Raw genomic sequence first — 15,891 nt, forward strand, 5'->3', positions numbered from 1 at the left:
TTTGATTACTAGATTTCCTTGATTGGTTCATGGTGCAAGCTTTTGTATTCATCATAGTCCATCATTTAATCATTGATAATCATAGGTTCAGACACTTGCTTCTTCCCTGTTACACATTCGTGAATAAGGCTTTTGCGGTAGGATTGTAGGGTTTGGATTTGAGACTCAAGATTAGTTTTCATCTTTAAAAAATGACCTTGAATATTATCCAATACTTCAACAATTCTTTCTTGTTCTGATAAACTAGGTATCAGTACATATGTATTTCCGAGTTCTTCCTTATTCAAGTGGGGTTGAGCTGCTCGAAGTGATGATAATAACATTTGATCATTAAGGACATACTTACTAAGTAGGCAATAACTGACAAACTTTGCAGAAACATTTAAATAACATCTCAATACCATATCATACCCTGTAATAGCTCCTTCATATTTTGCAGGAATTATTGCTGAATCTGCTGTGTATGCACCGCTTCTTACAACAATAATATCACCTTCTCTTAAAACAGGGTCACGACTATATGGAACATCTTCAGGATCAACGTATATCATATTGTGTTCATCTATAAACCCTTTACTGACATTTGTAGCTCTTATAATTGGAAGACCGCCATCAAGTTCTTTGGGAGGTTGACCTAGTCCATATTTTATTTTTCCTATTTGCTTTATTCTCTTTAGGCTCCAATCTGGTGGTAGGTTCAATAATTCTCTATCCGCTGATTTTAATAGGTTTTGAACTCCTTCTATTTTGCCTGTAACTTGTTCCTGCATTTTGGATTGCCAGCTTTCCTCCATCTTCTCCAACTGCTCCTTTTTAATAGCGATAATGCGGTCTATTTTGGCAGTGGCTTTGTCTAGATACTCGGCTATGGCTTTTTGCTCTGGGAGGGGAGCATATACAAGATGAAATTGTTTTAAAGTTTCTTGAGAAATATTTGGTTGACCACCACCATAGGCTTGAGTTAAAAGATAATCTCGTGCATCAAGCATTAAATAATAGGCATATTTGGAATCAATTTTTGATGATAGTTGAAGAGAGCAACAAGCTTGATTGGTTGCAGCATCCATTTCCATTATTCCTAATTTACCGATTGTTGCACCGTACATAGCAACAAGCAATGTGCCTTTAGGAAACATTTTCGCAGATGACTTTTCTAGAGCTTCTTCAGTAATCGTTTTGGATGTTTGGGAAACATAACCATCTGTTAAATCACCACTTTGAATCCACTTTATTGGACCTCCATAAAAATTTTGATTAGAACTTTTGGGCGTACCACCACTTCCCATATTAGAGCACACTCTAAAAAGTTTGTCGTAATGCCAATGGGTAGGAACTTGACCTTGCCATTCAATACCACTTGGTTTGTATGTTGTCTGAATCGCGGATTTGCTCGGATTAAGGGATTGCTCGGATTTTATGTTTGTCGTTATGTCTTCCATTTTTGTGCTTCTCTAATAACTCAGCGTCATCTATTAATCTAAAAAATCCGTGTTTCAGAAATTATTCTCTGATTTTTGGATTGCTCGGATTTTATTTGTATTAATGTGTCTTTCATCACTTCAATTCTGCCAGTTTATCTGCGTAATCTTTTAATCTGTCTAATCCGTGTTTCATAACACTAACCGTTTAAATGTGAGCGATTTGCTTCCAAAGTTGATGAGTAAGCCTACTTCCAATTTGTAGGCTTTCAAATAATTGAGCGCCTGCGCCAAATGAACCTCCTCTAGCTCCTTAATAGCTTTTAGCTCTACCAACACCTTATCTTCTACCACAAAATCAGCCCTTCGTGTACCTATTGGCTTTGGAAGGTCTTTATAAAATATGTCTTGCTCTATCTCTCTATTATAAGTGAGGTTTCTTTGACTCATCTCATACGCCAAGGCTCGCTGATAAATGACTTCTTGGAAGCCATTGCCTAAAAACGAATGCACATCAAAAGAAGCACCTATAACTTTCTCCGTAATGTCTTTGAATTTTAAATCCATAATCTGTGTAATCTTTTCATCATTCTAATCCGTGATTCTGACTAGAGGTTACGAATCTCATTCAACAAACCAGTTGCTTCTTCTTCCAGTTGCCAAAACTGGTCAATCAGCTTTTCACTGCTTTCAGGCTCTTGGTATTTGTAGAAGTATTTGTTGGGTAGTATTTCATAGCCCAATTCCTCAAATGCTTCCCAAGCTATAATCTCGTAATCAATCTCCTCGGCTAAAAAGGTATTGACATAAGCTTCTTTATCTTCTGCTGTTCTGTCAAAAGGGATGTACTCGTTATCAATAATGTAATGGCGGTGGTTATAAGTCGCAGACTTGTCTTGTGCTTTTAGCCATTTTTTAATGTCGTTGAGCTTTTGGTCTTTTCGTTCAGCTACTAAAGGTTTGATAGTGTTCGCAAGTAAAGTTTCAAAAGCCGTTTCACCATCAAAAGTTAAGTCAACCGTGTGTTCGTTCACCGTTACTTTCATGGTAAAATCACCATAGAGGTCAAAAGCTTTTTTTACGTTTGCTCCACTCAATTGTGTAGTAAATGCTTCATCAATCCACATTTGCTCACCGTTTTCATCCTCTTGCCAAAAGGTGACTTTCACTTTATGGAACGCAAAGTCGGTGTAATGAAATTTCTTACAAAACTCATTTTCTTCCCAAGCTTCAAACTGGTCATGAATCCAAGTTCTGTGTGTGTCTGTGAGGCGTTTTCGTTTATTCCCAAAAGACTTTGGTTCTTTTTCAAATTGCTCACGGGCGTTGATGATGAGCGTATGGTCTTTTTTACGACTCGGCTTGTTGTTGTTGAGCAACCAAACATAGGTGTAGATACCTGTGTTGTAAAACATCTGGTCAGGAATCATCAAGATACTGTCCAGCATATCGTTTTCTAAGATGTAGCGTCTTATCTCACTTTCACCAGAAGTGGCATCACCATTACTCAAAGGAGAACCATTGAACAGAATGGCAATTTTAGAACCACCTTTATCTGCTGGTTTCATCTTCTCTATCATGGTCAGCAAGAACAACAAAGCACCGTCATTGCTCGGTGACATTCCAGCTGAGTATCGAGAGCCTTTGAGCTTTTCTACGTGAGCTTTATAAGGAGACCAATCCACTCCAAATGGAGGATTGGAAATCATGTAATCAAAGTGCTTATTGGCGTGTTGGTCACCATCATCTTCAATGCTTTCCAGATGAGGGATTAGAGAGTTTCCATTCGTAATGTTACTTTTTACTTCACCTTTTAAAAGCATATCTGCTTGACAAAGGGCATAGTTTTGAGATAAAAGCTCTTGTCCGTTCAGCATGACCAAATCTTCAGTATTGGCAATACCTTCAGGTGTTTTTGCTTTATCAACCAAATGTTCTTTGGCAACTGAAAGCATACCACCAGTACCACAAGCAGGGTCATACAAAGAAATGGCTTCTTTACTCGTTTCAGGGTCGAAATCAATCTCCATCAAGTCCACCATAATACGGATAACCTCTCTTGGTGTAAAATGCTCACCCGTGTCTTTGGCATCATCCTGAGAGAATAGCTGTAATAGGTTCTCGTAGACATACCCCATTTCGATATTTGACAATCGAGTAGGGCTAAAGTCTTCTTCCGCTACCAGTTGTATGATTTCAGAAAGTCGCTTTTCCTTGACCATTTTGGTCACGACTTGACGGTACTCAAACTTGTCTATGATTTCGTCTATGTTATCACTGAAGTTATTGAGGAAGTCACGGAAGTTGGTTTCGACTAACGTGCTACTATCAGCCAAAATGCTTTTGAGTGTCCAATCCGTTTTGTTAAAGAAGTCTAGTTTGTGAACCTCGTGTTGCTTGATTTTCTTTGCTAGTTCGGCTTTTTTAGCTTTTGCTTTTTCAGCATCTTTCTCGTGGAGTTGAGCAATGTTCTCGTCTGAGAAGCTGTTGTCCTTGGAAATGATTTCAGCTTTGAATTTTGCTCTGTTTTCTTCCAGCACACACTCAATTCTTCGAATCATAATCATCGGAAGAATTACAGAAGGGTAATCTTTTGCTTTAAACTTTCCTCTTAGTTTAATCGCACCTTTCCAGACTTCATTGGTTAGGTTTTCTAGCTTATTCTTATTTATCATTAGTTCTTTTTGTCTCTACTAAAAGTTCTTTGGCTTCAATGCCTAATATCTCAGCAATCTTGTACAGGTCTTCAATGCTAGGTTGTCTTCTGTTCTGAGCATAAGAGTTAACCATATTGTAACTCTTGCCCAGCTTTTCAGCCAACCAAATTTGCTTGATTCCCTTTTCGTCTAAAACCTCTTTAATTCGGTTCATTTTTGAATGATTAGTTCAGACTACCAAAGTAGGAATTATTTCTCACTATCTCACAAAATGAGTATTAAAATCAATATGTAGTTTGGGTGGCGGTGGGAGATTTTAGCTCTTTTGGTTTTTTGGGGGAGGGGTTTGTGTGTTGGTAAAAAACAAATGTGCTAAAATGTGCGGTGGGTTTTTCTTCGTTCTCGCATGGCACACAACAACCAGATATATAACACCTTGCCACATATCCGCCTTATATCTTTTAATTTGTTTTCTTTTCAAAACATGCTTTATCTAATGAATCTGGTGTAAAGTATGCCTTGGTCGGTTCGGTAATAGAAAGTAAAATAACCCAATAGAGCCAAAGGGACAAGTCTAATCTAACCCATCTCTGTACTAAGATCTGTGATGCATAGACCGCATTTAGGGAGTAAGCCCTCCTATTCTATGACAAACCTTATAGTATCGGCACAGCTGTATATAGATCTATAAGGTTTAGAGGCCTTGCTATAAAAAAGACCTTCCTTAGGGTTTCACTCCCAAAGAAGATCTGTTATCATCCCTAATAATGAAGGCTGACTGGAGAAGGTGCGGTTAATTATATTTTGGTTGCTTTAGAAGTTTTCGTTGAGTCTGAGGAAGAGACCTGAAGTCCCGTAGTTGCCCCAGCCATAATCAATACCGATGTTGGTGCGGGATTTTTGACTGATGTTGAACCTAAGGCCAAGCCCATAGCCTGGCTCTATGTACTCGAACAGGTCTATGCCGTTTTCACCTCCGCTGGCAGTGGTCATGTTCGCATAGGCTACTGCACCGAAGAACTTAGGGTTCTTCTTGGTTGCTATTAGATGTTTTCTAAATTCAAGTCCTGCAAAAACGAGATCATATCCTCTAAACCGTCCTTGTGCATAAGGTTCAGAAGATTTGCTGTATTGATCCCAAGCTGAAGCTGGCAAGTTCATGTAGGGCAAATTGCCAGAGGTGGTGAAGTTGCCAAAAGCCCAAACAGCCAGGATATTGTTGTTGTCATCCGTGAAATTGAAGTAGTCACGGTACTCTAACCACAGAGAGGTAGAATTCTGGTCACTACCGATGAACTCTGGATTCATTTTGAATGAAATGAGGGCATATCTCCCCGCATAGGGATTGTTGATGTTGTCACGAGTATCCAGCATCCCGTTGAGCGATAGCCCCACCAGTGTGCTTTTGTCCTGATCAAAACCTTTGGATACGTTATATGCATAATAAGGTGTAATGACCGTATCACCTGGCGCTAAACGCAGTAGTTGGTCATTGATATTATTGAACAAATCAAGGTGCAAACCAACCCCTGCATAAAACCCATTGTCGTTGACTTTGCGCAAAGCGGTTTCATAAAAACGAAAGAAGTTGAACTCCATCATATCCACTTCAGAGGTGCCATCATAGCTTTTGTCATCAAACTCAAAACCATCATCGGCTAGTCTAGCAGACTGAGGACCTGTACCAATACCGTAAGTGGGCTGTGAAGAATCCAAATAGCGCCAATCCCCCATGAATACCCAATCATTCGAACTGGTAAACACCGTAGACTTCAGCGTCACAATCGTTTGTTTTTTGGTCGTAAAAGCCAAACCTAAAAGCGCGGATGACAACTTGGTATCGCTAGGTTCACCCAGAAATGAACTAACCGCTGCGCCCGCTCCATAGATGAATCCAAAAGCTGGGTTAGCGCCCAATACGGGAACAGGGGAAAAGTAGACATCACCTTTTTCAGGCACTTTGTTTTTCTTGGCTTCTTTTACGGCTTTTTTATCCTCTTTGGTAGCGGTGGTGTCCTGCGCTACTAGTGAAAAGGACAACAAGACCAATAGGATCATACTCAGAGATTTAATACGCCGAGTGTTCCGAGTGTTCATTAAGTTTAGTTTCATACAGGTGAGTTTAATGGTAACGGTGGCTTATTAAACACCAATTAAAGATAATCATTCCAAACCTAAAGACTAACCAATCCCTATCTATCTACATGCACCATGTCTCTAAAACAAAGAAAGCCGACGCTATCGCATCGGCTTTCTTTGTTTTCTCTCTTCTGAAGATCAATTCCCTGATTGGGCGTAATGCACTGCTGGCAAATCTCTCAGGCGCTGTGCTGCAAACTCCGCAGTGATATCCCGCTGCGGATTGGCAAACATCTCGTACCCTACCATGAACTTCTTGACCGTAGCTGATCTCAACAGCGGCGGATAAAAAGACATGTGCCAGTGCCACTCTGGATGCTCTCGGTTGTCATACGGTGCTTGGTGTATCCCCGCCGAATACGGAAAGGACGTCTCGAACAAGTTGTCATACTTGATCGTCAAGTGCTGATACGCTTCTGCAAAAGCACGTCTTTCCTCTGCAGTCATCTCAATAATCTGCGCCATGCGTCGCTTCGGCAAGATCATCGCCTCAAACGGCCATACCGCCCAATACGGGATCAAGACCACCATGTGCTCGTTTTCAAATAGGACACGCTCCTTGGCAGCTAGCTCCTGCTGTATATAATCCTCCAACAAGTCTGTCTTATGATCCAATCGGTACTTCTCCTGCTGAAACTGCTTTTTCATCGGCTCGACAGGAATCGATTCTTGTGCCCAGATTTGGCCGTGTGGATGGGGATTAGAGCACCCCATCACACTGCCTTTGTTTTCGAAGATTTGGATATGATTGATGTAGTCAATCGCTCCTATTTCCTTGCATTGTTCGACCCAAAGCTCCACTACCTTTTCGATCCCATCGACATCCATTTCTGGTATGGTCAAATCGTGTCGTGGAGAGAAACAGATCACTTTACACAGTCCTCTTTCGCTCTTGGATTGCAAGAGCCCCGTGCTCTCACCACCTGAGGGGATATCCCCTTGCAGCGCAGCAAAATCATTGGTAAAGACGAAAGTGTCCTTGTAATCAGGGTTTCGCTCTCCACCTATGCGCTCATTGCCAGCGCATAGGTAGCAGTTCGGATCATGCTCAGGTCGTCGCTCTTGCTCCAACTTCTCTACCTGGCCCTGCCATGGTCTTTTGGACCGATGCGGGCTTACCTGAACCCACTCCCCTGTCAGTACATTGAGTCGTCTGTGAGAATGTTCCTTTGAATCAAACATGTTTTATTCTTGTTTTATAATGTTACCAAAACATCGCATACAACACTGCGGTGAGTATACAGATGACAAATGCCGAAATGTTAAATACCGGATTGGTTTTGAACAATCCTTTGGTCAAGTCGATACCTTTTGGATCGTCCTTTCCTCCACCGGTCAACTGGCTAATGATCACGATCACTACCATGGTAGCTACAGCGGTCAAACCCATTTGGTTCATAAACGGCATACCCGGTACGAACTTGAATGCTATGGCTATCGGCACAGAGATCACCGCTCCCCATATCGCTGCTGCGTTGGTGGTTTTCTTCCAGAACAGCCCCAGTAGGAATACGGCCAAGATACCTGGACTCACGATCCCTGTATACTCTTGGATAAACTGAAACGCCTGATCGATTCCTCCCAAGAGAGGTGCCATGATACAGGCAATGATCAATGCACCTGCCGCCGCAAAACGACCTGTGTTTACCATTTGCTTGTCAGAAGCATTCTTGTTGATGTACTGCTTGTAGATGTCCATCGTAAAGATGGTCGATGTAGAGTTCAGCATAGAAGCCAATGACGATACGACCGCAGCTGTCAGTGCTGCGAATGCTATCCCCTTCAGTCCTGAAGGCAACAATTGCAGCAACCAAGGATACGCTTTGTCGGCTTGTCCTACACTTGGCAAATTGGACTGTGCGATTTCGCCCAACCTCGCCATCATGGCTGGATCATTGACGATCACATACGCAGCGATACCCGGCACCACTACGATGAATGGAATGATCAATTTGAGGAAGGCTGCTAATGCGATACCTTTTTGCGCCTCGCCCAGTGACTTAGCTGCCAAAGTTCTTTGGATGATGTATTGGTTGAATCCCCAGTAGTAGATGTTGGCTACCCATAGCCCTCCTACCAATACCCAGATCCCTGGGAGGTTGGAGTATTGCTCATTAGTCTCTTCTAAAATCATGTGAAAACGATCTGGTGCTGCATCGACTAAATGCTTAAACCCTGCCATCATGCCTTGCCCATCAGAGACAACGTCGAGCGCGAGATAGGTCGTAATCAAACCTCCAAGAACCAAGAACACGACCTGGATCACGTCCGTCCATGCCACAGCAGACAACCCACCGTACAGCGAATAAGCCGCCGCAAACAAGGCCAAGCCAATCACACCGTACATCATCGGGATACCCATGATGGTCTCTAGTGCCAGCGAACCGAGATACAATACCGAACTCAGGTTGACAAACACATACAAGGCCACCCAAAAGACCGCAAGGATCGTTTTGAGGTTGGTACTGAATCGCTTTTCAACAAACTCAGGAATGGTATACAGTCCTTTTTCGATGAATATCGGCAGGAAATACTTACCGACAATCAGTAGCGTAATAGCAGCCATCCATTCGTAGGATGCGATCGCGAGTCCCAGCGCAAAGCCCGAACCCGACATGCCGATGAACTGCTCGGCAGAGATATTCGCTGCGATGAGAGATGCCCCTATCGCCCACCACGGCAAAGACTTGCCTGCCAAAAAATAGTCTTCTGCACTCTTTTCGTGCCCTTCTTTGTCCCGAGAGACAAATAATCCAACCCCCAAAATAACGGCGCAGTATGCGCCGAAAATAATAAAGTCTAACGTAGAAAAATTCATTTGTTTTAGTAATTAGTTTTTAAGTAAAGTGGCGCCATCGCCAGGGGCGACAATATAATGCTTTAGTTCCACTTGGGTGACCTTTTTATAACTTTCAAGGACACTTTCTACTGCTGTGTCTAATCCCGATTTCTTGACAATATTGATGGTGCAGCCTCCGAATCCACCTCCCATCATTCGTGCGCCGATGATGTCAGGGTTAGCCTTAGCAATGTCCGCCAACAAGTCCAGCTCTGCACAGCTCACTTCATATTGTTTGCTCAGACCTTCGTGCGTTTCGGTCATGAGTTTGCCTAGCAGTTCGATATCACCACTCTTCAATGCTTCAGCAGCTTTAAGTACGCGATTGTTTTCACTGATCACGTATGCACACCTATCGTACACGACGGCATCTAGTTCCGACTTGACCGCATCGAGCTGCTCCATTGTCGCATCTCTCAAACTCTCGACTCCTTCAAATTTCTTTTGCAGCACAGCTACACCGGATTCGCATTGCTCGCGGCGTACATTGTACTCCGAGCTGGCTAGGTTGTGCTTGACCGCTGTATCGAATAGCACCAGTTGGTAGTCTTTCAGGTCACAAGGGATAGACGTGTACTCCAGCGAGCGACAATCCAACATGATCGCATGATCCGCAGTACTCAAACAACTCGCAAACTGATCCATGATCCCGCACTTCACGCCTGCGAAGTTGTGCTCTGCCTGCTGCCCCATCTTGGCAACATCCACCAACGACACCTCGTGCCCGAACAACTGACTCACTGCAAACCCAAAAGAACATTCTAACGCTGCGGAAGAAGACAGACCCGCTCCCAACGGCACATCACTCGTAAAGACCATGTTGAATCCTTCGAGAGCCAGTCCTTTCTTGTTGTACTGATCGAGTACACCGAGGAAATAGTTGACCCATCCCATCTCTACAGGTTTGAGTGCATCGTCGATGGAGAAACTGTACTGTTCATCTAAATCTAACGCTTCCAGTTTACACTCCTTTGATCCGCTCTTGGCGATGGCTACATAGGCCGCCTGCTCGATCGCAGCGGGCATGACATACCCATTGTTGTAGTCTGTGTGCTCACCGATAAGGTTGATACGCCCAGGTGACTTGATCACCAAAGGTTCTCCACCGAATTTCTCCTTGAAACACGCTATTATAGCTTCCTTCTTCGCATTGACCTCTTTCATAACTCTCGTTTATCCTTTTAATTTCAATTGCCAATTCCACGCAGAGGACATCATGTCATCGAGAGACAACTGTGCTGTCCAGCCCAGTTCCTCCGTAGCGTAGGTATTGTCAGCGTATATTTTTTCTATATCTCCATCTCTTCTATCCGCGATTTGATAGTTGACCTTCACGCCATTGATTTTCTCGAAAGACTGGATGATTTCCAACACTGAAAATCCTGAACCTGACCCTAAGTTAAAGTACTCATAGGCCGTCTTTTGCTTCTTCTCCAACTGACGATTAACAGCGATCACATGTGCCTTGGCTAAGTCTACCACATGGATATAATCTCGAACCGCTGTCCCATCAGGCGTATCATAGTCATTGCCAAAGACGCTGAGCATCTCGCGCTCCCCCGTGGCTACCTGCATCAGATAAGGCATCAGATTGTTTGGAATTCCCTTTGGTCGCTCACCGATCAGCGACGAACTATGCGCCCCGATAGGGTTGAAATAGCGCAGTGCGATGGCATTGATATTCTCATAGGCCCGTGAACTGTCACGCAGAATATCCTCCCCGATTTTTTTGGTATTCCCATAAGGAGACTCAGCAGGCTGAATAGGTGTCTGCTCCGTCACTGGTAGCACCTCTGGCTGGCCGTACACCGTGCACGATGAAGAAAACACGATGTTTGACACACCGTGTTTTTTCATGCTTGCAATCAAGTTTACTAAACCTGAAATATTATTGTCATAGTATAGCAGTGGGTCAGTAGAGGACTCACCTACAGATTTGGAAGCCGCAAAGTGTATCACTCCATCAAAAAACTGTGACGAAAACAAAGCCTCCACAGCCACTCCATCTCTCAGGTCCAGCAATGTAAATGCTGGTTTGACCCCTGTAATTTCTTTGATCCTATCCAGTACAACCTCCTCGGTATTGGATAGATCATCTACGATATGAACCTGATGACCTGCTTGTATCAGTTCTACCACGGTATGTGCTCCTATATAGCCCAATCCTCCCGTTACTAGTATTGTTTTATCTGCCATAGTTGTCGTCTCTACTAATTAAACGTAATAATAACGCTTTTAATTTAAGCGTACAAGAAACGTTTAATTATATTATCTTTACTAAATGAATGAAATCAAAGGTATAAATCTAGCCAAACACAACGAGACGTATCAAGATGGCACGCCTATTTTAGTGGCGGTAGACAATGTTATCTTTGGTTTTGATCCTGTGGAAGAGAAACTCAAAGTGCTTTTGTTTAAGAGACAAGTAGAACCTCAGGCAGGCAACTGGTCATTGATCGGTAGTTTTGTGCAGAGCGATGAATCTGCCGAGCTGGCCTCTCAGCGTATCCTAACCAAGTTCACTGGACTGACGGATGTGTTTTTGGAGCATTTCAACACCTATTCTGACATTGACCGAGACCCTGGTGCACGCGTCATTTCGTTAGGATACTACAGCCTCATTCGTATCGACGAGCAAAAAGAAGAGCTTGTCCAGTCCTTTCATGCACAGTGGTTTCATATCGATGAGATTCCTGACCTAGTCATCGATCACAACCAAATGATTCTCGATGCGCTACATACCTTGCAAAATGAATCCCGCAGAAAGCCTATTGGGTTCAACCTCCTTCCGGAGAAATTTACCATCCCGAAACTGCTCAAGCTCTATCAAGAGATCCTGCAAGCACCGCTAGACGATCGAAACTTCAGAAAGAAGATTCTATCTGCAGGCTACCTAGATCGACTCGATAGCAAAGACAAATCCACCTCCAAAAAAGGTGCATACTACTATCAGTTCAATATAGAAGCCTATTTTGATCTCGTAAAAAAAGGTTACTCATTGGTCTTGCCGTAGGTATTGTCACCTGTTCGATAGGATACTACAGCTGCGTGACTATTTTTGCAGTCTAATTTCACCGTGCGTTGCGATTTTGACGCATGTCACGCCAATGCTATACTATGCCCACACACCAGCACTTCATGCTACACAAACCCTACGGTTATCTTTCACAATTCGTAAGCAACGAAGGCAGGCGCAGGAACAAAAAGAAACTAGGAGAACTGTACGACTTTCCCGATGGCACGATGGCAATAGGTCGCTTAGATGAAGCCTCTGAGGGATTGCTACTCCTCACCACTGATGGCCAAGTCAGCCTAGATGTGCGAAGCAAAAAAGTAGAAAAAGAATACCTCGCACTGGTAGATGGTATCATCACCGAACAAGCAATCACCGAGCTACAGTCAGGCGTGGATATCACCGTAAAACAAGAAACCTACACGACCCTACCCTGTCAAGCGCAAGCTTTAGAAGATGAAGAAGTGCGCTGGACCAACTCGCGCCATGTGCGAGACGAGAGACACGGACCGACTAGCTGGGTATCCATCACCCTCACGGAAGGCAAAAACCGCCAAGTCCGAAAGATGACTGCTGCCGTGGGATTCCCCACACTTCGGCTCATCAGAGTTCGCATCGGTGACATCCATTTGGGACAACTAGCCGCGGGCAAGGTCGTGACACTAGATGAGATAGTCGTCGGTTCATAGACTCCCCAAAGGCGCACAAAAAAGCCGTCACACCTAATCAATCAAGGCTGTGACGGCTTTTTTATTACCATTGGCTGTTAGACCGTCACTTCCAGCAATTCCATGCCTGTGGAAGACAACTGCACCTCATCTATCGCCGCGGGCAGCAGGATAGTCTCGCCTTTCTTGATCGCAACACTGTGCGCGTTTGCCGTGACTGTACCTTCTCCGTCCACACACATATAGATCACAAAAGAATCTGTAGCACTGTAGTCCTGTGTCGTCTCGCCTTTGACTGGTAGATAATGGGTGGTGAAGTACGGACATGAAGCGATTTCGTTCGAACTATTCTCCAGTTTGGTATAGTCCAGCCAGAAGTCATCCTTCTTCGCAAAGTCAATCGCATCGAGTGCTAGCTCCGTGTGCAGCTCTCTTGGCTTGCCATCCTTGTCGACACGGTTCCAGTCGAAGACTCTATAGGTCACATCAGAGGTCTGCTGAATCTCAGCGATCAGACAGCCCGCACCTATGGCGTGAATCTTACCTGTATTGATGAAGAAGCTATCGCCTTTTTTGACTTTCTCGACATTGAGGATATCCTCTAGTGTATTGTTATCCACATGCTGTACATACTCCTCTTTGGTCACTTCTTTGTTGAAGCCTACGATCAGATCTGCGTCTGGCTCAGCATCCATGACATACCACATCTCGGTCTTGCCGAAGGAGTTGTGACGCTCTTTGGCCAGAGCATCATTAGGGTGCAGCTGGATAGATAGTGGGACTTTCGCATCGATGTATTTGATCAGGATAGGAAAATCCGTACCGAATCGCTCTCGGTTCTTCTGCCCTACTAGGTCTGCTCCATATAGCGTCAGCAGTTCTTTGAGGTCTTTGCCCTTGAGGTCTCCATTGGCTACCACAGAGATATCACCGGGTACATCTGAGAGTTCCCAGCTCTCGCCGAGGTTCTTTTCGTCGGATTGTTTGTTGAGTACGTCTACTAGTTTGTCTCCTCCCCACATTCTGTATTTCAGAATCGGTTCGAATTTGATAGGATAGTCTAATTTCATTTTTCCCTTAGGTTTAAGATGCAAGTATAAAAACTACCTTTCAAACCGATGGAAAATAGGAGGTAAATTTGGGACAAGTGATGTCTCGTCAGAGGCTGTAGTAGAGAGATATGTGAGTTTCGGGACGATACTCGTATAGAGACTACTGATGCGACGAGCCGCTGCAACTTGCAGTAAGCTTTCGCACCGATGCGATGAGCCGCCACAATCTGTAGGAAGCCGTCGCACCGATGCGATGAGCCGCCGCAATCTGCAGGAAGCCGTCGCACCGATGCGATGTGTCGCTGCAATCTGCGGGAAGCCGTCGCACCCGTGCGGTGGGTAGTAGCGGAGTAGATTCGGCCCATTATCTCCACACTTTGATTTTGGCCAATGCCAACCTTTAGCTATTCTGCAAGATGCCCCTCACCCTGTTTTTTGTCATTTCGACCGCTCTATGCTACACGTCATTCCCTTTGCTTGACAAGGGAATCCGCTGGAGTGAACGCCGTAGTTGCGTAACAACTAGTATTGTTCATAGCGGGGGATTGCTCCGATCTGCGTCCTCGTCCCTCGTCCTGGTCGGGCAATGACGGTCAGTGGGTAATCGTAGGCTCGGATCAAGTCTCGCAGTGCACCCAAAAAGACTAAACGCTCGATAGGAAGAAAACACCCACAACAGAGCGGACGCCCTTCTTTATTCTAGCTCCTAGCGGAGGCTAAGAGCAGATGGGGCAAGGTATCTCCACCATGCACAGCATGACGGGAACGTTTTTTGTCCTTTCGACGGAGGAGAAATCCAACCGGTTATGGCTCAGTAGAGTAGACCTTAGTTGCTGCGTCGGTCTAGTTGTAGCAAAATAGTTCAAAGTCCTCACGGGTACTGTTATCCCCCCGCAGGTTGGATCCAGCATCCAGATGGCGCTTTGGAAGCCATGAGCAGCGGTTTGTCAAAAGTCAAAATTCTCAGGTTCTCCCTGTAGCTTTCGGCCTTTCAGGATCAGGTCTTTCATCCATTTGGCAGAGTTATATTCTTTTTTTCGACTTTCCGGGGTAAGTCTGATTCCAATTTGCTTTTTCATGAGGTACTCCTCATAGATGGTGGGAAGTATTTCGATCACCTTCTGTCGCTTGTGCCTATCTACAGCGTCTAGGACGCTCTCTTGCCAGTCGTCATGGGCTCGGATAGAGACCTTCTCTGGGGATGTCCATTTCAGATAGTCCAAAGCATACTTAATTTCCAAATCAGGATTCTCCTTCAGCCACTGGCTATAGTCGGTAATAAACCGAGAGGTCTTTCGGTCTTTGAACCGCTCTGCAAATTTGATCAATTCCTCATCACAAGAACTCAGGTATGGTTTTTCGGGTGGCGTATTCTTCATCTTCTCCTCATGGTCAGCATGTATACTTTCCATACTCTTTTTAATATAGAACAACTCCTTTTCTAACCTGAGCGGGGGCTGCTGTAGCAGCGTATAATTGCCTGTGTGCGTATTGTGAAAGTCAAAATAGGCAATACCCGTCTCTCCCTCCTCCATGTAGTGCTCTTGTATATCTTGGTATTGCTGATAGTCCATTTCGTACACTTCGCGGTGATCTATTTCGTCGGATTGGTAGTAATCGAGATACTGGTCTAGGTCTACTTCAGAAATATCCGATAGCACTGAATAATCTAACACATGCCCTCCTACCGTCACAAAATCATGTGTAATCTCAATCTCGGGTAGGTCTGTCACCTGCCCGGCCTGCCAGCGACAGCACAGGTCAAAGAGCTTTTTTTGCTGGATTTCGCGCAGACAGTACCATGCCGAATCCTGCCATATATCCCATAGGTAGCGTTGCTGAAACTTGGTAAAGTCACCATACACCAGCAGGTTGGCCTTGTGGTGCGCATAGGCTTTGGCAAAGTGAGGTATCGAGCTGTCACGATACTGCAAAAAAAACGCTTCATAGCGTGGGTCGGACAGCAATTCTTCGATGATTTGGTTTTGCACCTCATCATACTGTTTTAGTTGGTTAGCTTTCATAGTTTCGTTTAGGTCTGAATGAGGCCATTCAGGGGTTAGTTCAATATATAATTTCGAAACAGTGCTGACTATCAATCCATT

At 44.3% G+C, this 15,891-nt stretch carries 13 protein-coding genes; 2 read left to right on the forward strand and 11 right to left on the reverse strand.

Features of this window, described 5'->3' with window-relative positions:
• Nucleotides 1–65 precede the first annotated feature (65 nt).
• From BGP76_RS10925 to galE, 9 genes are all read right to left on the reverse strand, one after another.
• Nucleotides 66–1,439: a restriction endonuclease subunit S gene (locus tag BGP76_RS10925; protein WP_119844685.1), complete on the reverse strand. Its 1,374-nt coding sequence runs from the start codon at nucleotides 1,437–1,439 to the stop codon at nucleotides 66–68.
• A 171-nt stretch (nucleotides 1,440–1,610) separates the two neighbouring features.
• Nucleotides 1,611–1,985, reverse strand: coding sequence for a GxxExxY protein (locus tag BGP76_RS10930; RefSeq protein ID WP_119844686.1), 375 nt, complete (start codon nucleotides 1,983–1,985; stop codon nucleotides 1,611–1,613).
• A 41-nt stretch (nucleotides 1,986–2,026) separates the two neighbouring features.
• On the reverse strand, nucleotides 2,027–4,093 hold the full coding sequence (locus BGP76_RS10935; protein WP_119844687.1) for an N-6 DNA methylase: 2,067 nt from the start codon (nucleotides 4,091–4,093) through the stop codon (nucleotides 2,027–2,029).
• Nucleotides 4,083–4,289: a helix-turn-helix domain-containing protein gene (locus BGP76_RS10940; RefSeq protein ID WP_119844688.1), complete on the reverse strand. Its 207-nt coding sequence runs from the start codon at nucleotides 4,287–4,289 to the stop codon at nucleotides 4,083–4,085. The genes BGP76_RS10935 and BGP76_RS10940 overlap by 11 nt, the downstream gene beginning before the upstream one ends.
• A gap of 599 nt (nucleotides 4,290–4,888) precedes the next feature.
• Nucleotides 4,889–6,133, reverse strand: coding sequence for a BamA/TamA family outer membrane protein (locus BGP76_RS10945; RefSeq protein ID WP_119844689.1), 1,245 nt, complete (start codon nucleotides 6,131–6,133; stop codon nucleotides 4,889–4,891).
• Nucleotides 6,134–6,352: 219 nt separating this feature from the next.
• The gene (locus BGP76_RS10950) at nucleotides 6,353–7,396 is read right to left on the reverse strand and encodes a UDP-glucose--hexose-1-phosphate uridylyltransferase (RefSeq protein WP_073121887.1); all 1,044 of its coding nucleotides are present in this window, start codon (nucleotides 7,394–7,396) and stop codon (nucleotides 6,353–6,355) included.
• 22 nt (nucleotides 7,397–7,418) lie between these two features.
• Entirely contained in the window at nucleotides 7,419–9,032 is a 1,614-nt protein-coding gene (locus BGP76_RS10955) for a sodium/sugar symporter (RefSeq protein WP_073121889.1), read from the reverse strand.
• Nucleotides 9,033–9,044: 12 nt separating this feature from the next.
• Nucleotides 9,045–10,217 carry a galactokinase gene (galK, locus tag BGP76_RS10960; protein WP_084190476.1) on the reverse strand — a complete coding sequence of 391 codons (1,173 nt, stop codon included), beginning with the start codon at nucleotides 10,215–10,217 and terminating at the stop codon, nucleotides 9,045–9,047.
• A 9-nt stretch (nucleotides 10,218–10,226) separates the two neighbouring features.
• Nucleotides 10,227–11,249, reverse strand: a complete 1,023-nt coding sequence (galE, locus tag BGP76_RS10965) for a UDP-glucose 4-epimerase GalE (protein WP_073121891.1) — start codon at nucleotides 11,247–11,249, stop codon at nucleotides 10,227–10,229.
• Nucleotides 11,250–11,334: 85 nt separating this feature from the next.
• On the opposite strand from galE, the gene BGP76_RS10970 reads away from it, so the two are divergent.
• The gene (locus BGP76_RS10970) at nucleotides 11,335–12,066 is read left to right on the forward strand and encodes an NUDIX domain-containing protein (RefSeq protein ID WP_119844690.1); all 732 of its coding nucleotides are present in this window, start codon (nucleotides 11,335–11,337) and stop codon (nucleotides 12,064–12,066) included.
• Nucleotides 12,067–12,170: 104 nt separating this feature from the next.
• Complete coding sequence (locus BGP76_RS10975) at nucleotides 12,171–12,755, forward strand: pseudouridine synthase (RefSeq protein WP_119844691.1); 585 nt, start codon at nucleotides 12,171–12,173, stop codon at nucleotides 12,753–12,755.
• A 77-nt stretch (nucleotides 12,756–12,832) separates the two neighbouring features.
• Here the strand turns inward: BGP76_RS10975 and BGP76_RS10980 are convergent, their stop codons facing one another.
• Both BGP76_RS10980 and BGP76_RS10985 read right to left on the reverse strand, forming a co-directional pair.
• Complete coding sequence (locus BGP76_RS10980; protein WP_119844692.1) at nucleotides 12,833–13,804, reverse strand: type I phosphomannose isomerase catalytic subunit; 972 nt, start codon at nucleotides 13,802–13,804, stop codon at nucleotides 12,833–12,835.
• A 929-nt stretch (nucleotides 13,805–14,733) separates the two neighbouring features.
• Nucleotides 14,734–15,810, reverse strand: a complete 1,077-nt coding sequence (locus tag BGP76_RS10985) for a hypothetical protein (protein ID WP_147407453.1) — start codon at nucleotides 15,808–15,810, stop codon at nucleotides 14,734–14,736.
• Between the last annotated feature and the right edge of the window lie 81 nt (nucleotides 15,811–15,891).

Source organism: Reichenbachiella sp. MSK19-1 (assembly GCF_003590315.1).
GTDB classification, from domain to species: domain Bacteria; phylum Bacteroidota; class Bacteroidia; order Cytophagales; family Cyclobacteriaceae; genus Reichenbachiella; species Reichenbachiella agariperforans.